General features: G+C 65.4%; 25 protein-coding genes and 2 tRNA genes. 18 read left to right on the top strand and 9 right to left on the bottom strand.

All coding sequences use genetic code 11. The annotated features are described in order from the left end of the window. The first annotated feature begins 40 nt into the window (after positions 1-40). Positions 41-988 carry an acetyl-CoA carboxylase carboxyltransferase subunit alpha gene (locus FHW92_RS14265; RefSeq protein ID WP_168603918.1) on the top strand — a complete coding sequence of 316 codons (948 nt, stop codon included), beginning with the start codon at positions 41-43 and terminating at the stop codon, positions 986-988. Between the two features lie 147 nt (positions 989-1,135). Here FHW92_RS14265 and FHW92_RS14260 read toward each other — a convergent pair whose 3' ends face one another. The 3 genes from FHW92_RS14260 to FHW92_RS14250 form a co-directional block, all read right to left on the bottom strand. Beyond that, positions 1,136-1,318 carry a Flp family type IVb pilin gene (locus FHW92_RS14260; protein WP_168603917.1) on the bottom strand — a complete coding sequence of 61 codons (183 nt, stop codon included), beginning with the start codon at positions 1,316-1,318 and terminating at the stop codon, positions 1,136-1,138. Between the two features lie 237 nt (positions 1,319-1,555). Continuing rightward, the gene (locus FHW92_RS14255; RefSeq protein WP_168603916.1) at positions 1,556-1,738 is read right to left on the bottom strand and encodes a Flp family type IVb pilin; all 183 of its coding nucleotides are present in this window, start codon (positions 1,736-1,738) and stop codon (positions 1,556-1,558) included. A 206-nt stretch (positions 1,739-1,944) separates the two neighbouring features. Next, positions 1,945-2,142, bottom strand: a complete 198-nt coding sequence (locus FHW92_RS14250) for a Flp family type IVb pilin (RefSeq protein ID WP_168603915.1) — start codon at positions 2,140-2,142, stop codon at positions 1,945-1,947. Positions 2,143-2,249: 107 nt separating this feature from the next. On the opposite strand from FHW92_RS14250, the gene FHW92_RS14245 reads away from it, so the two are divergent. The 7 genes from FHW92_RS14245 to FHW92_RS14215 all read left to right on the top strand — a co-directional run bounded on the left by FHW92_RS14245 (position 2,250) and on the right by FHW92_RS14215 (position 6,499). Further along, a complete protein-coding gene (locus FHW92_RS14245) occupies positions 2,250-2,678 on the top strand; it encodes a (deoxy)nucleoside triphosphate pyrophosphohydrolase (protein ID WP_168603914.1) in 429 nt (142 codons plus the stop codon). A gap of 69 nt (positions 2,679-2,747) precedes the next feature. Further along, positions 2,748-2,824 (top strand) — tRNA-Arg (locus tag FHW92_RS14240). 61 nt (positions 2,825-2,885) lie between these two features. Then, positions 2,886-2,962: transfer RNA gene (locus tag FHW92_RS14235), tRNA-Arg, on the top strand. 228 nt (positions 2,963-3,190) lie between these two features. After that, positions 3,191-3,805: a GTP cyclohydrolase I FolE gene (folE, locus tag FHW92_RS14230; RefSeq protein WP_168603913.1), complete on the top strand. Its 615-nt coding sequence runs from the start codon at positions 3,191-3,193 to the stop codon at positions 3,803-3,805. A gap of 30 nt (positions 3,806-3,835) precedes the next feature. Further along, positions 3,836-4,732: an alpha/beta fold hydrolase gene (locus FHW92_RS14225; RefSeq protein ID WP_168603912.1), complete on the top strand. Its 897-nt coding sequence runs from the start codon at positions 3,836-3,838 to the stop codon at positions 4,730-4,732. An 86-nt stretch (positions 4,733-4,818) separates the two neighbouring features. Then, entirely contained in the window at positions 4,819-5,625 is an 807-nt protein-coding gene (locus FHW92_RS14220; protein ID WP_168603911.1) for a right-handed parallel beta-helix repeat-containing protein, read from the top strand. Positions 5,626-5,755: 130 nt separating this feature from the next. Then, positions 5,756-6,499: a ParA family protein gene (locus FHW92_RS14215; protein ID WP_168603910.1), complete on the top strand. Its 744-nt coding sequence runs from the start codon at positions 5,756-5,758 to the stop codon at positions 6,497-6,499. A gap of 71 nt (positions 6,500-6,570) precedes the next feature. On the opposite strand, the gene FHW92_RS14210 is transcribed toward FHW92_RS14215, so the two are convergent. After that, complete coding sequence (locus tag FHW92_RS14210; RefSeq protein ID WP_168603909.1) at positions 6,571-7,050, bottom strand: peroxiredoxin; 480 nt, start codon at positions 7,048-7,050, stop codon at positions 6,571-6,573. Positions 7,051-7,311: 261 nt separating this feature from the next. Between FHW92_RS14210 and ahcY the strand changes: the two genes are divergently transcribed. The 8 genes from ahcY (at position 7,312) to trxA (ending at position 20,582) form a co-directional block, all read left to right on the top strand. Then, a complete protein-coding gene (gene ahcY, locus FHW92_RS14205; protein WP_172249266.1) occupies positions 7,312-8,715 on the top strand; it encodes an adenosylhomocysteinase in 1,404 nt (467 codons plus the stop codon). A 381-nt stretch (positions 8,716-9,096) separates the two neighbouring features. Continuing rightward, entirely contained in the window at positions 9,097-11,490 is a 2,394-nt protein-coding gene (locus FHW92_RS14200) for a PAS domain-containing sensor histidine kinase (protein ID WP_168603908.1), read from the top strand. Then, positions 11,490-11,930: a tRNA (adenosine(37)-N6)-threonylcarbamoyltransferase complex ATPase subunit type 1 TsaE gene (gene tsaE / locus FHW92_RS14195; RefSeq protein ID WP_168603907.1), complete on the top strand. Its 441-nt coding sequence runs from the start codon at positions 11,490-11,492 to the stop codon at positions 11,928-11,930. The genes FHW92_RS14200 and tsaE overlap by 1 nt, the downstream gene beginning before the upstream one ends. Next, positions 11,924-12,931, top strand: coding sequence for a phosphotransferase (locus tag FHW92_RS14190; RefSeq protein WP_168603906.1), 1,008 nt, complete (start codon positions 11,924-11,926; stop codon positions 12,929-12,931). The genes tsaE and FHW92_RS14190 overlap by 7 nt, the downstream gene beginning before the upstream one ends. Beyond that, positions 12,928-13,650, top strand: a complete 723-nt coding sequence (locus FHW92_RS14185; protein WP_168603905.1) for a nucleotidyltransferase family protein — start codon at positions 12,928-12,930, stop codon at positions 13,648-13,650. Before FHW92_RS14190 ends, FHW92_RS14185 begins: the two co-directional genes overlap by 4 nt. Next, complete coding sequence (gene addB, locus FHW92_RS14180) at positions 13,643-16,696, top strand: double-strand break repair protein AddB (protein WP_168603904.1); 3,054 nt, start codon at positions 13,643-13,645, stop codon at positions 16,694-16,696. Before FHW92_RS14185 ends, addB begins: the two co-directional genes overlap by 8 nt. Further along, positions 16,693-20,199 carry a double-strand break repair helicase AddA gene (addA, locus tag FHW92_RS14175; protein WP_168603903.1) on the top strand — a complete coding sequence of 1,169 codons (3,507 nt, stop codon included), beginning with the start codon at positions 16,693-16,695 and terminating at the stop codon, positions 20,197-20,199. The genes addB and addA overlap by 4 nt, the downstream gene beginning before the upstream one ends. 62 nt (positions 20,200-20,261) lie before the next feature. Then, positions 20,262-20,582: a thioredoxin gene (gene trxA / locus FHW92_RS14170; protein ID WP_168603902.1), complete on the top strand. Its 321-nt coding sequence runs from the start codon at positions 20,262-20,264 to the stop codon at positions 20,580-20,582. Between the two features lie 60 nt (positions 20,583-20,642). Here trxA and FHW92_RS14165 read toward each other — a convergent pair whose 3' ends face one another. From FHW92_RS14165 to FHW92_RS14145, 5 genes are read right to left on the bottom strand one after another with little or no spacing between them, the layout of a single operon-like run. Continuing rightward, positions 20,643-20,912 carry a DUF1294 domain-containing protein gene (locus tag FHW92_RS14165; protein ID WP_168603901.1) on the bottom strand — a complete coding sequence of 90 codons (270 nt, stop codon included), beginning with the start codon at positions 20,910-20,912 and terminating at the stop codon, positions 20,643-20,645. Next, positions 20,909-21,709 (bottom strand): inositol monophosphatase family protein, encoded by an 801-nt coding sequence (locus tag FHW92_RS14160; RefSeq protein WP_168603900.1) that lies wholly within the window; start codon positions 21,707-21,709, stop codon positions 20,909-20,911. Before FHW92_RS14160 ends, FHW92_RS14165 begins: the two co-directional genes overlap by 4 nt. Before the next feature lie 11 nt (positions 21,710-21,720). Further along, positions 21,721-22,326 carry a glutathione S-transferase family protein gene (locus FHW92_RS14155; protein WP_168603899.1) on the bottom strand — a complete coding sequence of 202 codons (606 nt, stop codon included), beginning with the start codon at positions 22,324-22,326 and terminating at the stop codon, positions 21,721-21,723. A gap of 5 nt (positions 22,327-22,331) precedes the next feature. After that, the gene (argJ, locus tag FHW92_RS14150) at positions 22,332-23,558 is read right to left on the bottom strand and encodes a bifunctional glutamate N-acetyltransferase/amino-acid acetyltransferase ArgJ (protein WP_168603898.1); all 1,227 of its coding nucleotides are present in this window, start codon (positions 23,556-23,558) and stop codon (positions 22,332-22,334) included. A gap of 31 nt (positions 23,559-23,589) precedes the next feature. After that, a complete protein-coding gene (locus tag FHW92_RS14145; protein ID WP_168603897.1) occupies positions 23,590-24,621 on the bottom strand; it encodes an acyltransferase in 1,032 nt (343 codons plus the stop codon). A gap of 135 nt (positions 24,622-24,756) precedes the next feature. On the opposite strand from FHW92_RS14145, the gene FHW92_RS14140 reads away from it, so the two are divergent. Beyond that, positions 24,757-25,353: an energy transducer TonB gene (locus FHW92_RS14140; RefSeq protein ID WP_168603896.1), complete on the top strand. Its 597-nt coding sequence runs from the start codon at positions 24,757-24,759 to the stop codon at positions 25,351-25,353. Between the two features lie 47 nt (positions 25,354-25,400). Next, on the top strand, positions 25,401-25,673 hold the full coding sequence (locus FHW92_RS14135; RefSeq protein ID WP_168603895.1) for a hypothetical protein: 273 nt from the start codon (positions 25,401-25,403) through the stop codon (positions 25,671-25,673). Positions 25,674-25,677: the final 4 nt, after the last annotated feature.

Here is a 25,677-nt window from a genome sequence, read left to right as displayed (position 1 = left end):
GGCTTGCCCAAACCGGCGCGGCGCACTAGGGCCATGCCCCATGGTTTCCTATCTCGAATTTGAAAAGCCGGTGGCCGCGCTTGAGGCGCGCATCAAGGAATTGCGCGCAACGGCGGCCGAGGGCGACCTCGACATTTCCGCCGAGGTGGGGCGGCTGGAGCGCAAGAGCGCCGACCTGCTGGCCAGCACCTATCGCGCGCTGACCCCGTGGCAGAAGACGCAGGTGGCGCGCCATCCGATGCGCCCGCATTTCGTAGATTATGTCGAAAAGATCTTCACCGATTTCGTGCCTCTGGGCGGCGATCGTCTGTATGGTGAGGATCACGCGATCATCGGCGGTTTTGCGACGCTCAATGGTCGCAAGGTGATGCTGATCGGCCATGAAAAGGGCCATGATACCGCCACGCGCATCAAGCATAATTTCGGCATGGGCAAGCCGGAGGGCTATCGCAAGGCGATTCGCCTGATGGAACTGGCGGGCCGATTCGGGCTGCCGGTGGTTACGCTGGTCGACACCTCGGGCGCGTTCCCGGGCGTTGAGGCCGAAGAGCGCGGTCAGGCCGAGGCTATTGCCCGTTCGACTGAGGCCTGCCTTGCGCTGCGCGTGCCGATGGTGGCCGTGATCGTGGGCGAGGGCGGCTCGGGCGGCGCGGTGGCCCTGGCCAGCGCCGAGCGCGTGCTGATGCTCGAACATGCGGTCTATTCGGTGATTTCGCCCGAGGGCTGCGCCTCTATCCTGTGGCGCACCGCCGAAAAGGCCGCCGATGCGGCCGAGGCAATGAAAGTGACGGCGCAGGATCTGCTCGCTCTCAAGGTCATCGACCGTATCGTGCCCGAGCCGGTGGGCGGGGCGCATCGCGATCCCGATGCGGCGGCCAAGGCGCTGGGCAAGGCGATTGGCGAGGAACTGGACAAGCTGCTCAAGATGGACGCCAAGCAGTTGCTGGCGATGCGCGAAGAGCGTTTTCTGGCGATCGGCGCCGAATAAGGCCTTTATTCCCGCCGGATACACAAAAGGGCGCAGCGTCGATGGACGCTGCGCCCTTTTGTGTTGCGCCATGGGCGGCCCGGTCCTGGCGCCCATGCATCCTGATGTCGTCCGGGCGACGCTGTCGGCCGCCCGGCATCATCCCGATCAGGCGGCAGAGGCGTTGGCTGTCGACATCTGCGAGGAGGTGGTGTTGAAGGTCGTCGAGAGCTGGTTGCCCATGCCATTCATCGCGGTGATGGCGGCAACGGCGATCAGGGCAGCGATCAGGCCATATTCGATGGCGGTGGCGCCGGCTTCGTCACGGATCAGTTTGCTGAGGAATTTCATGGTCGGTCTCCGGTCTCGTCGGGCAACTGGTGTCTGCCGACATCCGCGTAGATACTTATAAGGTGTTGATAAAGCGATACCAAAAAGATGGTTTTACTTATAGTAACCTAAAAAAATCCGGAAAAATCCGATGTGTGGCCGATGAATATTGCGGACATACAAGAAGAGCGACAGGTTGCCCTGCCGCTCTTCTCATTACCTCAAAATCGCGCCTGACCCCGTAGTCAGGCTATGCGATTAGGCAGCCGAGGCGTTGGCCGTCGACATCTGCGAAGAGGTGGTGTTGAAGGTGGTCTTGAGCTGGTTGCCCAGACCATTCATCGCGGTGATGGCGGCAACGGCGATCAGAGCGGCAATCAGGCCGTATTCGATGGCGGTCGCACCAGCTTCGTCGCGGATGAGCTTGTTGATGAACTTCATGGTCAGTCTCCTGTAGCAGTCTTTCCGCCCTGCCAGTTTTCCCGTCTCAGCCCGGCGGTTCCCTCCTCCTAGTGGAGATGTCTTAACAATCCGTCAGCGGGCCCGGGCGCTCTGTGGGAAATGCGGAGGTCGGCGGTAAGGTTTGGGTGACGCGCGCCATCGGTCCGCAAAATGCGAAAGGGGGCGGCGAATCGGTCAGGCTTGTGTCAGGCGGCCGTTGCCTGCTGCACGGCGACCTGCGCCTGCGTGTCGACGTTGTTCCAGGTCTGGACGATGCTGTTGGCCACGCCGCTGAGCGCGGCGATCATGACCAGCACAATGAGGCCGCACAGCAGCCCGTATTCCACAGAGGCCAGCCCGCTTTCGTCCCGATGGAGTCGGGTCAGGAATTCTGCAATAGACATGACCTAGCCCGCCCAAATTCGTTGCGGTGTTATTGTGCAGGCGTTCGGTTAATAAGATCTTGAGCGGAAATGGTGGAATTTCCGGGGCAACAAGGAAAGGTCGTGGAATGATTCTGCCCGTGGTGGCCGTGGCGCTGTTGCGCGATGACGGGCATATATTGATGCAGCGCCGCCCGGAAGGAAAACAGCACGGCGGCCTTTGGGAATTTCCCGGCGGCAAGATCGATCCGGGCGAGGGGCCGGTTGAGGCTGCCCTGCGCGAGATGGAGGAGGAGCTGGGCGTAGGGCTGGAGGCGCGCGCGCTGATGCCGGTCAGCTTTGCCCATAGCGGTGAGACCCATAGCGGCGAGCGCCGGGTGCTGCTGTTGCTTTATGTGGCGCGGGCGTGGAGCGGTGACCCAATCGCGCGGGAAGGCCAGCAATTTGCGTGGGTTGCGCCCGATGCCCTGCCGGATCTGGATATGCCGCCGCTGGATATCCCGCTGGTGCGCGACCTGCTGCGCTGGATTGGGGCGGGGGCGGAACAGGGGAAATAATTAGTTTTTACAAAATGTCATTTTCCTCTTGCCAAGCCGGTGCTGTCCCCTTAGAGGCGCGGCTCCAAGGCACCCGTAGCTCAGCTGGATAGAGCATCAGACTACGAATCTGAGGGCCGGGCGTTCGAATCGCTCCGGGTGCACCACTTCCCTTTCGGGGGAAATGGTCGGTCTTTTACAAGTCCGTTTGGGAAAATGTGTCAGTGTGCACCCGTAGCTCAGCTGGATAGAGCATCAGACTACGAATCTGAGGGCCGGGCGTTCGAATCGCTCCGGGTGCACCAACACATAATGGCCTGCTGAAATAGGCCCGATTGCCCCTTGGGGCTTTTCCATCAAAATCCGCGAATTGTTCTTGCTTTGGCCGTGATATGGGCCGAAAGCGTGCACCCTATCAGGGCATAAGCCCGCGTAAATGTTGCTGGCCCGAAACCGCGCTGACGATGCCGCGAGAGGACTCTTCCTTGACGCCCCGACAGCCGGTGTGGAGCAGGATGCCGGAGTAGCGCAGAATGAACGAGAATTTCGACCTGCATGACCACGATCATGCCGATGACGGCAAGCTGCCGGTCCCCAACGAGGTTCAGGAGGCGATTCGCACGCTGCTGCGCTGGTCGGGCGATGATCCCTCGCGCGAAGGGCTGGTCGACACGCCCGCGCGCGTGGCGCGTGCATGGAAGGAATATTGCCAGGGCTACAATGAAGACCCGGCGGTCCATCTGTCGCGCCAGTTCGAGGAAGTGGGCGGCTATAACGAGATCGTCCTGCTGAAGGACATTCCGTTTCAGAGCCATTGCGAACATCATATGGCCCCGATCACCGGCAAGGCCAGCATCGCCTATCTGCCGCGTGAGCGGGTTGTGGGGATTTCCAAGCTGGCCCGCGTTCTGCACGGCTTTGCCCGCCGCCTGCAGATTCAGGAGCGCCTGACCGCGCAGGTCGCCCAGTGCATCTGGGACAATCTGGACCCCTTCGGCGTGGCCGTGGTGATCGAGGCCCAGCATGGCTGCATGACCGGGCGCGGGGTGAAAACGCCGGGCGTGGGCATGGTGACCAGCCGGATGATGGGCGCGTTCCTCTCCGATCCGCGCAGCCGCAAGGAAGTGCTGAGCCTGATGGGCTATTGATCCGGCGCGGCGCGGGTGAGAGGGTGGGGCATGATCGCTCCCGCTCTTGCCCGCCGCGCCCTTTGGGCTGCCTGTCTCCTCGCGCCTCTGGCCCCGGCGGCGGCCAAACCACTGCCTTTGCCGCCCGCGATTTATACCGATCCCGTCCATGATGCGGCCCACCCTGCGCGGATGGAGGTGCTGCACATCCCCTCGGGCGGGGTGGAGATCAATGGCGTGGCCTATCTGGCCTCGGGCGCCGCACCCCGGCCCACGGTGGTGATCTGCCACGGTTTTCCCGGCAATGAGAAGAATCTCGATCTGGCGCAGGCGCTGCGCCGCGCCGGGTGGCATGCCATCACCTTCAACTATCGCGGATCATGGGGCAGCCCCGGCACCTTCCGCTTTGCCCAGAACCCGCAGGATCTGCAGGCCGTGCTGGCCTATCTGCGCGATCCGGCCAATGCAAAGCGGCTGGGCATCGACACTGCGCATATGGCCGTGGTGGGCCACAGCATGGGCGCGTGGGTGACCGCGATGGCCGGAGCGCAGGACCGCGATCTGGTGGCGCTGGGCATGATTTCGGCGGGCAATTTCGGCATGATCGGCGCGATGCCGCCCGAGCCGCGTGTGAAGATGATGGCCGAAAACATGGAATCTTTGGCCAGCACGCCGCAGGCCCTGTCCGATGAACTGGGCGCGCATGTGGCCGATTACGATTTTACCGCCAAGGCTGGGGCGCTGGCCGACAGACCCTTGCTGGTGCTGACTTCGGATGATGGTCTGGCCGGGCATGTCGCGCCGCTGGTCGCCGCAATCCGCAAGGCGGGGGGCGGGAAGCTGCAGACCGGGCATGGCGCCACCGATCACAGTTGGTCCGACCGCCGGATTGATCTGGAGGCGCGAGTCATCCGTTTTCTGACGCCCTATCTGCAGGGGCATCGCTGAGCCGGGGGCGATTCGCGCGGGGAATCGATTCGGAATTGAACCGATTTTCCTTCGACGAAAATCATCGCGGGCCGCATCCCAGGGCTATGATGATACGCAACGCCCCGTTCGCTTTTGCCGCCGCCGCGCGCCGGTTCCGCCTCACGGTCTGCCTGCTGGTCGCCCTGTTCTTTCAGGCCGCCCCGGCACAGGCACTGGTGGATCAGACATGGATCTCCGCCGAAGGAATGGACAGCGGGGGCTGTCTGGCGCTCGTGCCCTGCGCCACGCTGGCCTATGCCATCCGCCAGACCTCGCCGGGCGGCACGATCTTTGTGATGGACAGCGGGTTCTATGGCGCGGCCACGATTGATCGCAGCCTGACCATCCGATCCGAATATGGCCAGATGTCGATGGTCGCCTCGATCACGGTCAATGCGGCCAGCACGGACAAGGTGATGCTCGACAATGTGGCGCTTGAATGCGCGGCCCCGGCGCGGGGCATCGCCTATGGCTATGGCGTGCAGGTGCTGAAAGGGGCCGACGTCCTGTTGAACCGCGTCTCGATCAAGGATTGTCTGGCCACCGGCACTGTCGGGGCGGGGGTCTATATTTATTCGACCACGAATTCCCGGGTGACGATCCACGATTCGGTGATCTTCAACAATCGGGTGGGCGTGTTGGTGTCCAGCACCGACGGGATGGCCCATGCCAAGATCTATCGCACGCTGTTTTTGTCCAACAGCGAATCGGGCGTGCGCGTGATCGGCACCGGCAATGATGCGATCATGGCCGACAACAATCTGCTGGGCAGCGTCAAGTCGATGGACCTGCAATCGGGCGGAGCATCGCGGTCATTCGGCAACAATTCGATGACCAGCGGCGATACGCCGATCCCGATGTCGCAATATTGAGGCAGCATTTGGGGCCGGTTCGATCCCATTTTGAACCAGCCCCGATTCCACTCTTGCGCAATGCCGCCATCATGCCAGAGGTCGGTCATAGGATTTAAGAGTCCTTTAACTATTTCGAGCATTCAGGATCATGGCGGTCATTGCGGTTTACAGTTCCAAGGGCGGCGTGGGAAAGACGACTCTGGCGGTCGATCTGGCCTGGCGCTCGGCTGCCTTGGGCGGGCATCGCACGCTTTTGTGGGATCTGGACGTACAGGGCGGGGCCGGGTTTTTGCTGGGCATGGAGGAAGCGCCCAGGATGCGCGCGGCCAGCCTGTTTCAGCGGGAGGGGCGGCCAGAGCAATTGATCGAGCCGACGCCTTATACGGGTCTTTCCCTGCTGCGCGCCGATGACAGTTTGCGCAGCCTGCCGGTGCATTTGGCGAGGTTGGGGCAGAAAAAGCGGTTGGCGCAATTGACCTGGCCGCTGCGGCGCGAATTTTCGCGGATCATCCTCGATTGCCCGCCGATGCAGAATGAGGTGAGCGAGCAGATTATTGCCGCCGCCGATGTGCTGATCGTGCCGTTGCCTGCCTCGCCGCTGGCGGCGCGGGCGCTTGATCTGCTGCGGCGCGATCTGTTGCGCGAGAATGGGCGGCATCCGCCGCTCTTGCCGGTGCTGTCCATGTATGATGCGCGGCGTAAAGGGCACCGGGCTGCGCGTGAAGGCAAAATGGCGCCTTTCCCGGTGATCCCCATGGCCAGCATGATCGAGCAGACCGCCTTTCGCCGCGCGCCCATCGGCACATTTGCGCCCAATTGCGAACCGGCCCGCGCGCTCGACCGGCTGTGGCGCGCGATTGAGGTGAAGCTGATGGATGAGGAAGCGGCCTGATGGGCAACGAAAAACCCCGGCACCATCACGGCGCCGGGGTCTTTTGTTGCGACCGAGAGGTCAGCGGAAAATCAGAGGTTTTCCAGCACGTATTCGGCGCTGGACACCTTGAATTCGCCCGGACCTTCGACGAAAACCTTTTCCACCACGCCGTCATTGACGACGAGGGCGAAACGCTGGCCGCGCTGGCCAAGGCCCGCGCCCGAGGCGTCAAGCGTCAGGCCCAGCGCCGCAGCGAATTCGCCATTGCCATCGGCCAGCATGGTGACATCGGCGCTGCCCTTTTGCGCGCCCCACACACCCATCACGAACGGATCGTTGACAGCGGTGCAGACGATCTCGTCCACGCCGGCGGCCTTGAGATCAGCGGCCTTTTCCACAAACCCGGGCAGGTGCTTGGCCGAGCAGGTGGGCGTGAACGCGCCGGGCACCGAGAAGACGACGGCCTTCTTGCCCTTGAAATATTCGGCGGTCTGAACGGGTTCGCGCTCGGAATCGGTGGACTTGACGAGCTTGACGTCGGGCAGGCTGTCGCCGGGGGCGATGGTCATGGCTTTCTCCTTATGCGGGGCGGGCGTTGCGATTGTCCGCCTCCTGTCGCGCACAGATATAAGCCGCCCTTTCGCAGTCGCAACCACGCATGGGCCTGCGGGCAAGAATTTATCCCTGGCGCGGTTGGCCCGGAGATTTCCGCAGGGGATCCATAAGGGATATAAAGGTTCCTTTATATCCCTTGCGCGGGGGCGGGGGCTGGGCTAAAGGGCGACCATGATTGGCGCCCCTTTGGCGCCCACTCTCTAAGGAGCCCTTTCGTGACCACGCTGGAAGCCCAGAAGGACTATGTGATCGCCGACATCGGTCTTGCCGATTTTGGCCGCGCGGAAATCGCCATTGCCGAAACCGAAATGCCCGGCCTGATGGCTCTGCGCGCCGAATATGGCGCCTCGCAGCCGCTCAAGGGCGCGCGCATCACCGGCTCGCTCCACATGACGATCCAGACCGCCGTGCTGATCGAAACGCTGGTTGCGCTGGGTGCCGATGTGCGCTGGGCCACCTGCAACATCTTCTCGACGCAGGACCACGCCGCGGCCGCCATCGCCGCGCAGAACATCCCCGTCTTCGCGGTAAAGGGCGAGAGCCTGGCCGAATATTGGGACTATGTGGGCCGCATTTTCGACTGGGGCGATGAACCCTGCAACATGATCCTCGACGATGGCGGCGACGCCACGATGTTCGCCCTGTGGGGCGCGCGCGTCGAGGCGGGCGAAGACCTGTTCGAACCCAGCAATGCCGAAGAAATCGAGTTCGTGCGCGCCCTCAAGAACTTCCTGAAGGCAAAGCCGGGCTATCTGACCGCCACCGTCAAGGCGATCCGCGGCGTTTCGGAAGAAACCACCACCGGTGTCCACCGCCTCTATGCCCTTGCCAAGCAGGGCAAGCTGCCGTTCCCCGCGATCAACGTGAACGACAGCGTTACCAAGTCGAAGTTCGACAATCTCTATGGCTGCAAGGAATCGCTGGTTGACGCGATCCGCCGCGCCACCGACGTGATGCTGGCCGGCAAGGTCGCCTGCGTTGCCGGTTTCGGCGACGTGGGCAAGGGCTCGGCCGCCTCGCTGCGCAATGGCGGCGCCCGCGTGATGGTGACCGAAATCGATCCCATCTGCGCGCTGCAGGCCGCGATGGAAGGCTATGAAGTCGTCACGATGGAAGAAGCCGTGACCCGCGCCGACATCTTCGTGACCGCCACCGGCAACGAAGACGTCATCACCGCCGAGCACATGGCCGCGATGAAGCCCATGTCGATCGTGTGCAACATCGGCCACTTCGACAGCGAAATCCAGATTTCGGGCCTGTCGAACTATGCCTGGACCGAAGTGAAGCCGGGCACCGACCTCGTGACCTTCCCCGATGGCAAGCAGATCATCATCCTGGCCAAGGGCCGTCTGGTCAACCTTGGCTGCGCCACCGGCCACCCGTCCTTCGTGATGTCGGCCTCGTTCACCAACCAGACGCTGGCCCAGATCGAGCTGTTCACCAAGGCGGGTGACTACAAGAACGACGTCTATGTCCTGCCCAAGCACCTCGACGAAAAGGTCGCCGCGCTCCACCTCGAAAAGCTCGGCGTGAAGCTGACCCAGCTCAGCCAGAAGCAGGCCGACTATATCGGCGTGCCGCAGGCCGGCCCGTTCAAGGCGGATCACTACCGCTATTGATCCTTTTCGGGTTGATGCAAAAAGCGCCTCGTGGGGGAGAGATCCTTTGCGGGGCGTTTTTGTTTTTTTGGGGTTTTATGCCTCCGGCGGGCAAAGGGCGGGGGCCCTTTGCAATCCCGATACTGTCGGGGTTTGCGCTATGGGTTTGGCGTTGGGGGGGGCAGGCGCGGCGTTGTATATATAAAGCCTGCGGCGCTTTTAGCGCTTCTCCGCCGCGCCGCAGGCTTTCATAACCCATTGCACTACGTCGCAAACCTCCCATCACTCCATTAACGGGATTGCAAAGGGACGAGTCCCTTTGCCCGCCGGAGGCCCCCTTAAACCTTATCCCCTCCACAACCCCCATTGCCAACCGTCCCCCGCCCGCCTAGCTGATAGGCGATGCAATGGACCCCTCTTGCCATGGTTGTCATGGGCTTGCTGCTGGCTGCTTGGGCGGTGGCGGCGGGCTGGGCTGTGCTGTCTTCGCTGGCGCGCGGGCGGGCGGCGGCGGGCGCGGTGCGCCAGGCGCGGCGGCTGGCCCGGATGGTGGAGGAGAGCCCGGCGCAATTGCTGATCGTGCGCAGCGACGGGCGGATCGAGGGTTCGCCCCGGCTGGCCTCGTGGTTGGGCTTTTCGGCCATGCCGCAGTTTTTGAGCGAGCTGGATGATGGCAAGCCCGATCGCGGATTGAGCGCCGAGCAACTGGCCCAATTGACCGAGGCTGTGCTTTCGGCCCAGCGCACCAGCCGTTCGTTCGATCTTGCCATTTCGCCGCGCGGTTCGCGCCGTTCGCTGTCCTTGCGCGGCGGTCTGGCCGATCCGCAGGTGGCGCCTGCCGGATCGGCGCAGGTGTGGGTGTTTGACGCTAGCGAGGCCGAGACGCAGATCGCCCGGATGCGCGCCGAAACCGCCCGGTCGAAAAGTGATTTTCTCGCGCTGGTCGGCCTGATCGAGGCGGCGCCGATCCCGATGTGGTTCCGCTCGCCGCAGGGTGAGCTGCGGCTGGTCAACTCGGCTTATGTCCGCGCGGTGGGCGCGGACAATGCCGAGGCGGTGGTCAATGGCGGACTGGAGCTGGTCGAGCGGGTCGATGGTCAGACCCCCGCACAGGTGGCCGCCCGCGCGATGCTGGAAAAGCGCCCCGCCGAGCGCGTTGTCGCCGCCACTATCAGCGGTCAGCGCCGCGCGCTGCGCGTGTCCGATCTGCCGCTGGGCGACGAGGGCGTGGCAGGCTATGCCATCGACATTGAAGAGATGGAGGAAATCTCCCGCGCTTTCCGTGCCTTCCGCGAGGCGCAGCGCTCGATGCTCGACCTGTTTTCCTCGGGCGTGGCGCAATTTGATGCCCGCCATCGCCTGACCTTTGCCAATCAGCCGTTTCAGCGCCTGTTCGCGCTCGGCCCCGCCGATATACATGATGCGCCGTTTGAGCGGCTGCTCGATGCCGCGCGCGAGGCGGGCCGGGTGCCGGAAATGCGCGACTATCGCGCATGGCGCAAGGAGCGCGCCGAATGGTTCGCCGCTTCCGGCGCGCAGGAGGAGGCATGGCCGCTTTCGGATGGCACGCATCTGCGCGTTGTGGCCCAGCCGATGCCCGATGGCGGCCTGCTGATGGTGGTCGAGGATCGCACCGAAACGCTGCGGATTTCGGCCATGCGCGATACGCTGCTGCGCACCCGCACGGCCACGTTCGACAGCCTGTTCGAGGCGGTCGCGGTCTTTGCCCCCGATGGGCGCCTGCAATTGTGGAACCGCCTGTTCGCCAGCGCATGGGGGCTGGAGGCCGAGGTGCTGGACGCCCATCCGCATGTCGATGATGTGATGAAGCGGATCGCCGCGCAACTGGCCCGCCCGGATCAGGCGCAGGCGGTGGGCGACGGCGTGCGGGCGGCTACGCTGGAGCGGCGCCAGACCGGCGGACGTGTGGCGCTGGCCGATGGGCGGGTGCTGGAATATGCGGGCGTCCCGCTGCCCGATGGCAATGGTTTGCTGACCGTGCTGGACATCACCGATTCGCAAAAGGCCGAGGAAGCGCTGCGCGAACGCAATGCCGCGCTGGTCGAGGCGGATCAGCTCAAGACCCGCTTCCTTGCCAATATGTCCTATGAATTCCGCACGCCTTTGACTTCCATCGGCGGTTTTGCCGAATTGCTCGAGGCGGGGCTGGGCGGCGAATTGTCGGAATCGGGGCGCGAATATGTCGGGGCGATCCTGACCTCGGTGGCGCGCCTGACCGATCAGATCGAGAATGTCCTCGACCTCTCGCAATCGGAGGCCGGGATGCTGCCGCTGGCGCTGGAGCCGGTCGATCTCTTCGCCCTGATGCGCGATCTGGTGCAGGAGCGCGAGGCGGTGGTCACGGAAAAACACCTCGAACTCGACCTGCGCGGCAGCAGCCTGAACGCAGGCAAGATCGAGGCCGATCCGCGCCGTCTGGGCCGCGCGCTGGCGCATCTGCTCGACAATGCGCTGGACGCCACGCCGCGCGGCGGGCGCATTCTGCTCGAGGTGGGGCGGCATCGTTCGCGCCAAAAGGATGGCAAAAACGGCGATGGAAAGCAGCGCGCCCGCGTGGTGATTTCGGACAATGGGCCGGGCATGGACCGCGCCGCGTTGGCCCGCGCCTTTGACGGTCTGCCGATCCAGCCGACCAGCCCTGATGCCAAGGGCGCGGCGCGGCGGCAGGGATTGGGCCTGCCTCTGGCCCGGCAATTGATCGAGGCGCATGGCGGCAGCCTCGAACTGCTGTCCGAACCGGGGCAGGGCACGGCGGCGATTGTGGAGCTGGACTGATGGAAATAATGCTGCCCGATCTGGCCGCGATGGAGCGGTGGGGCATGGCTCTTGCCGCCGCCTTGCGCCCCGGCGATGTGGTTGCCCTGAACGGCGGGCTGGGGGCGGGCAAGACCACGTTGGCCCGCGCGATCATCGCCGGATTGGGTCATGAGGGCGAGGTGCCGTCGCCCAGCTTTGCGATCATCGAGCCCTATGAGGACTTGCGCTTTCCGCTGGTCCATGCCGATTTCTACCGCCTTGCGGATCCTTCGGAGGCCGAGGAGCTGGGGCTGGACGAATATCGCGAGGGCGGGGTGCTGATTGCCGAATGGCCGCAGATGGCGGGTGGCTTTGCCCATGAGCCGGGTTGCCTGTCGATTACGCTCGAAACTGCGGATGAAGGGCGCAGGGCCATTGTCGAACCGGGGGCCGATTGGCTAGGGCGCGTGCCATGCTGAACAACTTGCCCGATGGTCTGACCGAATTTGCCGCCCATGCCGGTTGGGGCGATGCCGCTGTGGAGCCTTTGCCCGGTGATGCCTCGTTCCGCCGCTATTTCCGCCTGCGCCGCGCGTCTGGCGAAGTGGCGATGCTGATGCACGCCCCGCCGCCGCAGGAGGACCCCGCGCCCTTCCTCGCCGTGGCCGAATGGCTGGGCGATCATGGCCTGCGCGCGCCCGCCATTCTAGCGCAGCAGGCGGAGCAGGGCTGGGTGCTGCTCGAAGATTTTGGTAACGACCGGGTGCGTGACTGGCTGGATGAACGCCCGCAGGACGAGCGTGCGGTCTATGAAGGCGCGCTGGCCCCGCTGGTGGCTTTGACGCGCCTGCCGGGCGGGCCTTGGGCGCCCTATGACTGGGCGGTTTACCGGCGCGAAGTGCGGCTGCTGACCGAATGGTATACGCCCGCGATGGGGCTTAGCGTCGATGAGGCGGCCTATGATGCGGCATGGGAGGAAGCTCTCGCCCCGATGATCGCGCGCCAGAATGCATATAATGCCACGGGCGGCGTCACGGTCCTGCGCGATTATCATGCCGAAAACATTATGTTGCTGCCCGGTGGATTGGCGGATCAGGGCCTGCTCGATTTTCAGGACGCGCTGGTCGGCCATCCGGCCTATGATCTGGTCAGCCTGCTTCAGGATGCGCGTCGCGATGTCTCGCCCGAGATTGAGGCCGCGATGATCGAGCATTACCTTGCCGCCACCGGCTTTGACCGCGAGGCTTTCCTTGCCGATTACGCCCTGCTGGGCGCGCAGCGCAACGCCAAGATCGTGGGCATCTTCGTGCGCCTGTGCCGTCGCGACGGCAAACCGCGCTATCTCGACATGATCCCGCGCGTATGGGCGGCGATGGAGCGCGATCTGGCTCATCCGGCCTTGGCCCCGGTGGCGCGCTGGTTTGCAGACAATATCCCGGCCGAAATCCGCGCGGCCCAAGGCGGAAGGATCGCAGCATGAAGCCCTTGGTTTCCGATACCGCGATGGTGCTTTCGGCCGGGCTGGGCAAACGGATGCGCCCGCTGACCGCCACGCGGCCCAAGCCGATGGTGCCGGTGGCGGGCAAACCGCTGATCGACCATGCGCTCGATAAGCTGGTCGAGGCGGGCGTGGCCAAGGCCGTGGTCAATGTGCATTACATGGCCGATTATCTTTTGGCCCATATGGGCAAGCGGCAAAAGCCCATCGTCACCATTTCGGATGAACGCACGATGCTGCTGGAAACCGGCGGCGGGATGGTCAAGGCGCAGGCGACGGGCCTGCTGCCTGATCCCTTCTTTGCGCTTAATTCGGACAATGTCTGGCTCGATGGGCCGGTCGATGTGTTTCATGATCTGTCCTCGGCATGGGACCCGGATCGCATGGACGCGCTGCTGCTGATGGCGCGCCATTCGGACGCCAGCAATTATCGCGGCATGGGCGATTTCTCGCTTGATCCGCTGGGTCGCGTGTCGCGCCGCGCCTCGCGCAAGGTGGCGCCTTTCATCTTCACCGGCATTCAGATCGTCTCGCACCGCCTGCTGCGCGATGCGCCGCAAGGGCCGTTTTCCACCAACATTCTGTGGGATCGCGCGATGGAGGAGGGGCGCCTCTATGGGCTGGTCCATACCGGCAAGTGGTTCGAGGTGGGCACGCCGCAATCCATCGCCCCCACCGAGGAAGCGCTGAACCGTGTCTGATCGGGTCACGGCCCGGCTTCCCAAGGTTTATTCGATTCCAGCGCATCGCGGTTTTGCCGATGCTTTGGTGGCGGGGCTGATCCCGCGCTATGCCGATCCTGATCTGGGGCTGGCGCGGTTGACGCTTTTGCTGCCCAATCAGCGGGCGGCGCGCAATCTGACCGAGGCCTTTGTGCGTTCGGGCACGGATGGGTTTCGCGGCGGGGCCGGTGGCCTGTTGTTGCCGCGCATGGTCATCGTGGGCGATCTCGATCTGGACGAGGCGCTGGGGCCTTTGCTTGATCCTATCGGGGCGGCCGATATTCCCCCCGCCGCCGACCCCACTCGCCGCTGGCTGCGTCTGGCGCAGATTCTGGCGCAGGTCGAAGGAGCGGAAGGGGCGCAGGGCGGGGCGGTGCGCCTGCGCCGCGCGGCCGAGATCGCGCAAAGCATCGACCGTCTGGCCGTGGAGGGCATCGCGCCGGAAGATCTGCTGAAAGAGGACGTGCTGGCCATCATCGGCGAGCAGGCCGAGCATTGGCGTCAGTCGACCCGCGCCTTTCTGACGGTGCAGGCCCATTGGCGCGCCGAACTGGACGCGCGCGGCGAGGTGGACCCGCCCGTGCGGCGCAACCGCCTGTTCGACCGTGCGGCGCAGGTGTGGCGCGACAATCCGCCGCCCCATGCCGTGGTGGCCGCAGGCATCACCAGTGCCTCGCCGTCGCTGGCGCGGTTTTTGCGCGTGGTGGCGGGGCTGCCGGGCGGAGCGGTGGTGCTGCCCGATCTCGATTTGTCGATGGACGATGAGGTTTGGGAAGAGCTGGGCCATGCGGGCGTTGCGCCCGAATTGGGTGATGCTCCGTTCGGCCGCGCGGATGCGCTGACCCATCCGCAATATCATTTGAAACTGCTGCTCAACCGTATGGGCGTGGCGCGGGGCGAACTGGACCTGTGGCATCGCGCCGGGCCGTCGGCGGCCCCGTCCGAACGCAGCAAGGCGATCTCGAACCTGTTCCTGCCCGCCAAGGCTTCGGCGCGCTGGGTCGATCTGGCTGAGCGGCAAAGGCGTCTGGCCGCCGTTCGTCTGATGGAAAGCGAGCATCCGGGCGAGGAAGCCCAAGCCATCGCCATCCTGATGCGCGAGGCGCTGGAAACGCCGGAAAAGCGCGTCGCCCTTGTCACGCCCGATCGCGGATTGGCGAGCCGGGTGGTCGCCCATCTGCAACGCTGGGGCATCAAGGCGGATGATACGGCGGGCCGCGCCTTGCCCCAGACGGCGGCGGGGCGGCTCCTGCTCCTGCTGGCCGAGGTGGCGGGCGAGGGCGCGCCGCCGGTGCCGCTGATCGCGCTGCTCGGCCATCCGATGGTGGGCGGGACAGAAGGGCGCGCGCTGTGGCTCGACCATGTGCGCATGCTTGATCTGGCGCTGCGCGGGCCAAGGCCGGATGCGGGGCTGGCGCCTTTGCGCGCGATTATCGAGCGGATGGAGGCCAAACGCGGGCCGGGGCCGCTGACGGCATGGTGGGACGAGGTTGAGGGCATTCTTGGCCCCTTGATGAGCCTGCCCGAGGAAGCGCCTCTGGCCGATCTGCTCGACGCGCTGATCGTGGCGGGCGAGGCTTTGTGCGGCGAGGAATTATGGGCCGAGGCACCGGGGCGCTGTCTCTCCACCTTTGTCGATGGGCTCCGTCTGGCCGCCTCGGCCGAGGGCACGGTGCTTCAGGTCCGCGATCTGGCCTCGGTGCTGCGTCATGCGATGGACAAGGTGGCCGTGCGCCCGCCATGGGGCGGCCATCCGCGCGTGGCGATCTACGGCCTGCTGGAGGCGCGCATGACGCGCAGCGATCTGGTCATCTGCGGCGGCCTGACCGAGGGTTCATGGCCGGGCAGCCCTTCGCCCGATCCGCTGCTGCCGCCCGCCGTGCTGCGCCATCTGGGCGTTCCGGGGGCGGAGTTTCGCATCGGCCTGGCCGCGCATGACCTTGCCGGATGCCTTGGCGCGCCGCAGGTGGTGCTGAGCTGGGCGCATCGCGACGAGGGCGGGCCTGTCATCCCCAGCCGCTTTGTCCTGCGCGTTCAGGCTATGCTGGGCGAGAAGCTGGCCAAGGATCATGCCGAGACGCTGGCCGTCACCTATGCCCGCGACATTGACGTGGGCAAGCTGGCTGCGCCCCATCCGCGCCCGCAACCCATGCCCAGCGCCGAGCAGCGCAAGGTCGACATTCCCGTCACCGCGCTCGACCGGCTCCGCGCCGATCCCTATCAATTCTATGCGCAGGCGATTCTGCGTTTGAAAGCGCTCGACCCGCTGGATGCAGAGCCGAGCGCGGCGTGGCGCGGCACGGCGGTGCATGCCATCCTTGACGCATGGCACAAGGATGGCGCGCCGCGCGGGCGTCTGGTCGAAACGGCCAACAATGTGCTCGACGGCATGAGCGCGCATCCGCTGGAACGCAGCCTGTGGCGTCCGCGCCTGCTGGCCGCGCTGGAATGGATCGACGAGGAAGTGGCCGAACTGGCCGCGCAGGGCCGCCGCGTGCTGGCCACAGAAATCCGGGGTGAGATGCGCATCGACGGCATCCGCATCCATGGCCGCGCCGACCGCATCGACCGCATGCCCGACGGCAAGCTGGCCGTGGTCGATTACAAGACCGGCGGCCCGCCCAGCGGCAAGATGGTCGAGGCCGGCTTTGCGCTGCAATTGGGCCTGATCGGCATGATCGCGGCGGATGGCGGGTTCAAGGATGTCGATGGCGTGCCCAATGTCTTTGAATATTGGTCGCTTTCCCGGCGCAAGCCCAATCATGCAAAGGGGCCCGGCTTTGGCTGGCGCGACGAACCCGTGCTGGAAGGGCGCAAGAAATCGGGCATCCCGCGTGAGGAATTCCTGCACCGGACCGAGGAATATCTGACCGACGCCATCGGCCAATGGCTGCTGGGTCAGGCGCCTTTCACCGCGCGGCTGCGGCCCGATATTCCCAGCTATAATGACTATGACCAATTGATGCGGCTGGATGAATGGATCGGCTGGATCGGATCGGATGAAGCGCCGGAGGAAGAGGCATGAGCGAGCCTCAGACATTGCACCCGCTGCATGGCAATCAGGCGCTGGCGGTGCTGCCCGATGAAACGGTCTGGCTCTCGGCCAGCGCAGGGACGGGCAAGACGCAGGTTTTGTCCTCGCGCGTGCTGCGCCTGCTGCTCACGCCCCATGTGCGGCCCGAACAGATCCTGTGTCTGACCTTTACCAAGGCGGGCGCGACCGAAATGGCCGAGCGCATCAACAGCAAGCTGGCCGGATGGGTGCGGGCCGAACCGACGCGGTTGGCCGCCGAACTGGATGCGATCGGCGCGCCTTACACGCCTGATGTGCAGGCGCGGGCGCGCACGCTCTTTGCCTCGGTGCTCGATTGCCCCGGCGGGGGGCTGCGGATCGACACGATCCATGCGTTCTCGCAATGGCTGCTGGCGGCCTTCCCGGAGGAAGCGGGATTGAGCGCGGGCGCGCGGCCGATGGAGGAGCATGAAAAGACCCTGCTGGCGCGGCAGGTGCTGGCGGACCTGTTGCTGGATGCGGAAAAGCGCGGCGATACGGCGCTGTTGAATGCGCTGGCCTCGCTGTCGCTGCGGATGGGCGGGGATGCGGTTGAGGGCTGGCTGATGCGCTGTGCGGGCGCGCGGGGGCTGTGGTTCGGGCCGGGCGCGTGGCAGGTGCCGGTGGCGCCGCGGGTCAAACAGGCGCTGGGTCTGCCCGCCGATGCCGATATGGCGCAGGTCGTGGCCATGTGCGAGGACGAGGCGTTTGACGTGCGCTCGGTGCGCTGGTTGCTCGATGTGGTCAAGCAATGGACCGACAAGAAGGGCAACATGACCGCCACGGCCGAGAAAAAGGCCAATGCGATCTGCGACTGGCTGGAGGCCGGGGCCGAGCAGCGGCTGGAGCGGCTGGGCGATCTTTATTCGGCGCTGTTTACGAAGGAGGGCGTGCCTTCTTACCTCAAAAACCTCGACAATATCGCGCCTGATTATGGCGAATATTGCTATCGCGTGGGGCTGAAGATTGATGAGGTCAAGGCGCGGCGGGCGCTGATCGCGCTGGCCGGATGGCTGGCCCCGGCGCTCGAACTGGGCCGGGCCTATGCGCTGGCGTGGGAAGAGGCCAAGGCGCGCGAGGGGCTGATCGACTTCGACGATCAGATTGCCCATGCCGCCGACCTTTTGAGCCGCGCCGACATGGCCGACTGGATCCGCTACAAGCTGGACCGCCGGTTCGATCATATTCTGGTCGACGAGGCGCAGGACACCAATGCGCAGCAATGGCGGATCATCGAAGCGCTGACCGAGGAATTTTTCGCGGGCGAGGGTGCCCATGCCGAGGCGGCGCGCACGCTGTTCGTGGTGGGCGATTTCAAGCAGGCGATCTTTGGTTTCCAAGGCACCAGCCCGGAGAATTTCGCCGCCGCGCGCGAAAGGGTGAAGGACCGCATGGGCGGCGCGGCCGACAATGCCGAGGCGATCCGGGGCGGGCCAAAGGCGCATCGCCTGATGGAACTGGGGCTGGAGCGGTCGTTCCGCACCGCCGCACCTGTGCTCGATTTCGTCGACCGCGCGATCACCCATCTGGGGGCCGAGGCTTTTGGTCTGGATACCGCGCCCGAGCAGCATCAGGGCGAGGCGCGGCCGGGATTGGTGACGCTGTGGCGCCCGGTGGGCGGGGCCAATGGCGGCGCAGATGAGGATGACGAGAGCGAGGACAGTTGGCTCTCGCGGCCCGAGCGCGAAATGGCCGACCGCATCGCGCGGCAGGTCAAGCATTGGCTGTTTTCGCCCGATGGCTTCCCCCTCATCAAGGGGCGCAAGGTGGCGCGCCGGGCCGGCGCGGGCGATATCATGGTGCTGGTGCGCAAGCGACGCGAACTGGCCGGGCTGATTGTCGCGCGGCTCCATGCGGCGGGCGTGCCGGTGGCGGGGGTGGACCGGCTGCGGCTGGGCGCGCCGCTGGCGGTCAAGGATCTGGTGGCGGCTTTGCGCTTTGCGGCCCAGCCTTTGGATGACCTCAATCTGGCCGCGCTGCTCGTCTCGCCTCTGTTCGGCTGGTCGCAGGATCAATTGCTCGAACATGGCTATCGCGAGGGGCGCCTGTGGCCGCATCTGCGGCGCAGCGATGCCGCGCTGGCCCGCGAGGCGGTGGCGCAATTGAACGAGTTGCTGGCGCGGGCCGATTTCGAGCCGGTGCCGGTGCTGATCCACTGGTTGCTGGTGGGGCCGTGGCGCGCGCGTGAAAGACTTGTGGCGCGGCTGGGGCGCGAGGCGAACGATCCGCTCGATGAGCTTATCAACGCCGCCCATGCCTATTCGGCCACGGCCACGCCCAGCCTTGTCGGGTTCCTCGCATGGTTTGACGCGGGCGATGGCGAATTGAAGCGCGAGGCGGGCAAGTCCGATGGTCTTGTGCGGGTGATGACCGTGCATGGGTCCAAGGGGTTGCAGGCGCCGATCGTCATTCTGGCCGATGCCACCGGCGATCCGGCCAGGAGCAAGGGTTCGCCGCTCTCGGTTGCGGACCCCAGCGCGACAATCACCGGCGACAAGCGCGAGATGCCGCTGCCCAATCTGGGCAAGGAGGAGCGGCAGGGGCCGATTGCCGAGGCCGCCGCCCGCGCCGCCAAGGCCGAGGGTGAGGAGCATTGGCGCCTGCTCTATGTCGCCATGACGCGGGCCGAGGAGGCTCTGTTTATCGGCGGCGCTTTGGCCGCCAATGAGAAGGAACCGGCCAAGGGAAGCTGGTATGCCCGCCTTGCCGAAACTTTTGCGCCAGAGGATTGGATCGCCGATCCGCTGTGGGGCGCAGAGGCGCGTTTTGGCGCGTTGGCGCAGGCGCCGCAGTGGCAGGCCGAGACGATGGAACTGGGCATGGAGGCGGGCAAGCCGGGCTGGCTGACCCGCACCGCGCCAGAGGAAGCGCGCCCGCCGCGCCCGCTGGCTCCATCGGCGCTGGGCGAGGATACGGCGGCCGATCCGCCAACCGCGCTGGGGCCTGCGCGTGCGGCGGCGGCGCGGCGCGGCACGCTGATCCATGCCTTGCTCGAACGCCTGCCCGGCGCGGCCGATCCGATGGGCGCGGCGCTGGCATGGCTGGGCCGACAGGCGCGCGATTTGGACGAGGCCGCGCATCGCGACATGGCGCAGGCCGCCATCGACGTGCTGGCCAACCCCGAATGGGCCGACCTGTTCGGGCCGGACGCTCTGGCCGAAGTGCCGATTGCGGCCACCGTGGGCGAACAGGTGGTGGCGGGCACGATCGACCGCTTGCTGATTACGCCGGATCTTATCCGCCTGATCGATTTCAAGACCGCGCGGCGCCCGGCCACCGATGCAGGGCAGGTGTCGGTGGCGATCCTGCGGCAGATGGCTGCCTATGTCGCCGCGCTGGAGGTCGCCTATCCGGGGCGGCGGGTCGAGGCGGCGCTGCTCTACACCACCGGGCCGCATCTGATCGCCTTGTCGTCAGACCTGTTGGCCCCGCACAAGGCCAGCTTGCGGCCCAAGCAGGAAAGCTTGACGCCCTAGGGTGGTTGCGCCCGCCCCATCATCGACTATCTTAGACACAACATTTCAGGAGATTTCAGGCCATGGCCACGATCAAGGTTACCGACGCAAGCTTTTCCACCGACGTGCTGGCTTCTGACAAGCCGGTCGTGGTCGATTTCTGGGCCGACTGGTGCGGGCCTTGCAAGATGATCGGCCCGGCTCTGGAAGAGTTGAGCGAGGAATTGGGCGAGGAAGTGACCATCGCCAAGGTGGACATCATGGAAAACACCGAGACCGCCAGCCAGTTCGGCGTCCAGTCGATCCCGCTTCTGCTGGTGTTCAAGGACGGCAAGCCGGTGGCGCAAAAGCTGGGCGCCGCGCCCAAGAGCCAGCTCAAGGCATGGATTCAGGGCGCGCTCTGATCGCCTGAGCCATCCGGCAAAGCAACAGGGGGCGTCGGCAACGGCGCCCCCTTTGCCGTTTCAGGATCGCGCCAGCCACACGATCAGGCCGATCTGAGCCGCCGCGATCAACCACAAATAGGCCGAAAACGGCTGCTTGCGGGTTTTGTGGCGAAACCATTGCCGAGCGACCAGCGCGCCGGGCGTGCCGCCTATCGCGGCCATCATCAGCAGGCTGGATTCCGGGATGCGGCGGTGCCCCTCGCGGGCATAGCGCTTGTCCTGCCAAAACAGGTGGACCGTGCGCGCATTGACCAGCACCAGCGCGAGGGGGACATAGCCGGAGATCAAATTTCCGCCATCCGCGCCGCCAGCTCGTCCCACAGCGCCGGGGAGGAGGCGCCGATCAGGCCCCGGCGATCCTCGTCCACGCGATAGGGCGTGCCGTCGAAACGCGCTGCCTTGCCGCCCGCCTCGTTCAGGAACAAGACGCCCGCCGCATGGTCCCATGCCAGCGTGCGCTCAAACAGCGACACATCATTCACGCCCGTGGCCAGACGCGGATATTGCTCGGCGGCGCAGCGAGGGATGTCGACCAGATGGTAATGCGGCGCGATATGGTCCATCAGCGCGGCGCGGCGCACAGGGTCGGCAAAGACGACCGAGATCGCCGCAATCGCCGGGTTCTGGCCCGTCGGCCGGGCCGTCAGGCGCTCACCATTGAGATAGGCCCCTTCGCCGATCCGCGCATGGCAGAACCGGCCCGAAAGCACATCATAGATCCAGCCGCCAATCGTCTCGCCCCCCTGCGCCAGCGCGACAAGGATGCCAAAAGGCGCGCGGCCATGGGCGAAATTGTTGGTGCCATCCAGCGGGTCGATGATCCAGCACAGGTCCGAGCCGAGACGCGCCATGATCGAGGGATCGGCAAAGGCCGCCTCCTCGCCCACAATCGCCGCCTCGGGCAGGATGCGGGCCAGACCTTCGGCCAGAATCGCCTCGCTCTCCCTGTCGGCAATCGTCACCAGATCGTCGGAGGCTTTCTCGATGATGTCGGCGGCGGCCAGGTGCTGATAACGCGGACGGATGGCGCGAGCCGCCGCATCGGCCATCACATCATGGACGGCTTCGCTCAAAGTATCGGTCATGCTCGCGCCTTTCAGGTGAGGGGGATGGCGACATATTGGAAGCCGGGGCGGGCGCTGACCGCGTCAAACCAGCGGCGGATGTGGGGCACATCTTCGCGCGCAAAGCCCAGCTTGAACCAGGTGTAAGTATAGGCGCCCATGGGAATATCGGCGATGCCGAAAGCCTCGCCGGTCAGGAAGGGCTGCTTGGCCAGCGCATCGTCCATAATCCGCATCAACTTATTGGTCTCGGCAATGGTGCGCTCGATCTTGGCCGCATCGCGATCCGCCTCGGCCACGCGCACCATCTGCAGGAAGCCGTCGCGCTGCGCATCGGCAAAGGTGAATTGCCAGTCCATCCACTTGTCGGCCAAAGCCCGCGCGCGCAGCCCCTGCGGCCACAGATGCGGCGCATAGGCATCGGCCAGATAGCGCAGGATGGCGTTCGATTCCCACAGCGAGAAATCATCCTCGACCAGCGTAGGCACCAGCCGGTTGGGATTCATGGCCAGATATTCAGGGCTATAGCCAAACGAGCCGCCGATATCATGGCGCACCCATTCCTGCCCGGTCTCGCAGGCGGCCCAGACGACCTTTTTGACATTATGCGAATTGAGGCGCCCCCAGATCGTGAGCATGGGCGTCAGCTCCGGTAATCGGCGTTGATCGAGATATAGCCATGCGTCAGGTCGCAGGTCCAAATCGTCGCGCGCCCTTCGCCAAGGCCGATGTCGACCTCGATGCTGATCTCCTGACCCTTGAGATGCGCGGCCACCGGGGCTTCGTCGTAATCGGGCAAGGGCTGGCCGTCCTTGGCCTGCCACACGCCGCCAAAGCCGATGGAGAGCTTGTCGCGGTCGGCCGGTTCCCCGGCCTTGCCCACGGCCATGACGATGCGGCCCCAATTGGCGTCCTCGCCCGCGATGGCGGTTTTGACCAGCGGGGAATTGGCAATCGCCATGCCGATCTTGCGCGCGCTCTCATCCGAGACGGCGCCGGTGACCGAGACGGCGATGAACTTCTGCGCGCCCTCGCCATCCTTGACCACCAGATGCGCCAATTGGCGGCACACATCGCTCAGCGCGGCGGCAAAGGCATCGGCGCCCTCACAGCCCTCGCAATTGATGATCGTGTTGCCCGCCCGGCCCGTGGCAAAGGCCAGCACCGTGTCGCTGGTGGACGTGTCGCTGTCGACGGTGATGCAGTTGAAGGTCTCGTTCGCAGCCTTGGTCAGCAGTTCCTGAAGAAAGACCGGATTGATCGCCGCATCGGTGAAAATATAGCCCAGCATCGTGGCCATATCCGGGGCGATCATGCCCGAACCCTTGATGATGGCGGAAAACGTCACGGTCTTGCCGCCGATGATGGCGGTGGCCGTGGCGCCCTTGGCAAAAGTGTCGGTGGTGCCGATGGTGTTGGCGGCATCCTCCCATGTGCAGGGCGCGGCGGTCAGGGCATTGTTGACGCCCTCCCTGGCCTTGTCCTTGGGCAGAGGGACGCCGATCACGCCGGTCGAGGAGACGAACACCTGTTCGCGCGCGCAGCCCAGATGGGCCGCGACCTGATCCATGATCTGTTCGACCGCCTCGCGCCCGCGATAGCCGGTGAAGGCATTGGAATTGCCCGCATTGACGATCAACGCCCGCGCGCGGCCCTGCTTGACGTTCAACCGGCCCAGTTCAACCTCGGACGAGCAGCAGATGTTGCGCGTGAAGACGCCCGCAACGGCGGTGTTTTCATCCAGCTCGACATAGGTCAGATCGCAGCGATCCCATTCCTTGTATCGCGCGCGGGCCACGCGCGGCGTGGCGCCCGCAATCGCAGGCAGGGCAGGGAAGGGAATGGCGAGCGGAGAGATGGCGTGTGACATGCCAGCGGGTTAGCGCCTGATGCCCGCCACTTCAACCTTTCCGGCGCACGGGAATCCCAAGGGCCAGCGGGCTGATCGCCAGCAGCGCGGCCAGCGCCAAAACGGCGCCCACCGTCAGCGGCCGGATCAACGCAGCCTGCGCCCCATGGCTATGCGCCAGCGATGCGCCCCAGATCAGCACCGGTCCATGGATCGCATAGGCCGGATAGGACAATCGCCCCAGCCCGTCGGCGATTTTCAGCGCGCCGCCGCCCAGCACCACATGCGCCGCGCACCACAGCGCCGGAGGAAAGACTACAAACACCGCCAGCAGATCGCCCGCAACCACGCCCAGCGGCCACCAGGGCAGGCTGAACAAGGCCAGCGGCAGCAGTAGGGCGCCCGCCCATGCCGCGATCCGTGCGACCGGCGCCCGGCCTGCGGCAAATTGCCGCCCCAGCCAGACACCCAGCCCATAGCCGAAACCGACCCGCGCAAAGCCGCCCCACCAGTTGCGCCCCGTATCGCCCAGCCCCACCGATCCCCACACATAGGCGCACCACGCCAGCATCCCCGCGCAGGCCAGCACGAAAACCAGCAGCAGCCGATTGTTCAACCGCGCCAGCACCAGCGCATGCACCGCATTGGCCAGCAATTCATAGGCCAGCGACCATTGCGGACCATTGATCTGAAAGATCCCGCCCGGTCCCCGTACAAGCGGCACCAGCATCAGTCCCGAGAGTGTCAGCAGCCACAATTGCCCGGTGGCCCCGACCCAGAGCCGCCACCCGGCTCCGATCAGCACGCCCACTGCCAGCACCGGCCACAGCCGGGCCACGCGCCGGATCATGAAGTCGGCGGCATTCAATCCGCTCCGCAATTTGGGCTCAAAGGCCAGCGTCAGCACGAAGCCTGAAAGCATGAAAAAGAAATCCACCGCCAGGTAGGCGCGGGAAAACAGACCCGGCCCGCCGTAAAGCGGGGCTTCATGATGCAGCACCACCCCCAGCGCCGCCACTCCGCGAAGGGCATCGAGCAGGGGCAGGCGGCCGGATGGCGCGGCGGAACGGGCGATTTGGGACATGGCGCGCGGACTTGGCCCAGAATGGGCGGTCAGACAAGCTCGGCCTTGTACGTGGTGGGCGCAGGATCTAGTCTTGATCGCGCTTAGGGAGATAGGGTTATGCTGGCTTTGGGTTTGATTCTCTTGCAACAAGCCGTGGCCACGCCGCCGGTGGTGACGGCTCCGCCCGCGCCGCTCTTGCCCCCGCCGCAGAGCGCCGTTGAAACCCTGCCGCGCGGGCCAAGGCCCCGGAACGGTCCGGCGGGATGGATCCAGCCGGGCGATTATCCGGCCCTTGCGGTCAAGAACGGCGAATCGGGCACGGCGGGTTTCACGCTGACCATCGATGCCAAGGGCAAGGTGACCAGTTGCGTGATCATGGCGACCAGCGGGTCGGCGGCGCTGGACCGGGCGACCTGCGATCTGTTAAGCGCGCGCGCCGCCTTCGATCCGGCGCTGGACGGCGCGGGCAAGCCGGTGGCGAGCCGCTACAGCAACCGGACGCGCTGGATTCTGCCTCCGCCCGCGACCCTGCCCCAGCCGGGAGAGCTGATCTTTCACTATGTGGTCGAAACCGACGGGCGCCAGACCGAATGCCGCGTCGAAAAGGCGACGGGCGCGATGGAGGCCCGGTTCAAGCAGATCGGAGAGGGCTGTCCGGCGGTCCGCTTTCGCGAACCCTTCAAGGATGCGCAGGGCAATCCGGTGCGCCGCCATGTGACCTTGCGGCAATCGCTGGTGGTCGAACCATAAAGCATACGCCCTAGACGCCGACGATAGTCCTGCCTATATCCTGCGCCATGCTTCGGCTGCTGCTATCTTTTCTGGCCTTGGTGTCCGGTCTTGCCGCGATGGCTCCGGAAACGGATGCGCGCGCTTTTGCCGCGCGTCCGGCCATTGCGGCCACGATGCAGGGCGCAGGCGCGGCGCGGGTTTCGGCCCATGTCGTGGCCCATGCGCGCGAGGTTACGCGGCCTGCGCAGCCCCGGCTGATCGAGGCGGCGCGCGCGCCTTTGCGCATGGCCTATTCTGCGCCTGCGGTGCGGATGCGGGTGGATCGCGCCCGCGAATAAGGCG

Source organism: Novosphingobium sp. SG707, from assembly GCF_012275515.1.
Classification (GTDB): Bacteria; Pseudomonadota; Alphaproteobacteria; order Sphingomonadales; family Sphingomonadaceae; genus Novosphingobium.
Note: the sequence above shows the minus strand (reverse complement) of the source record. Positions and strands in the feature narration are given on the sequence as shown.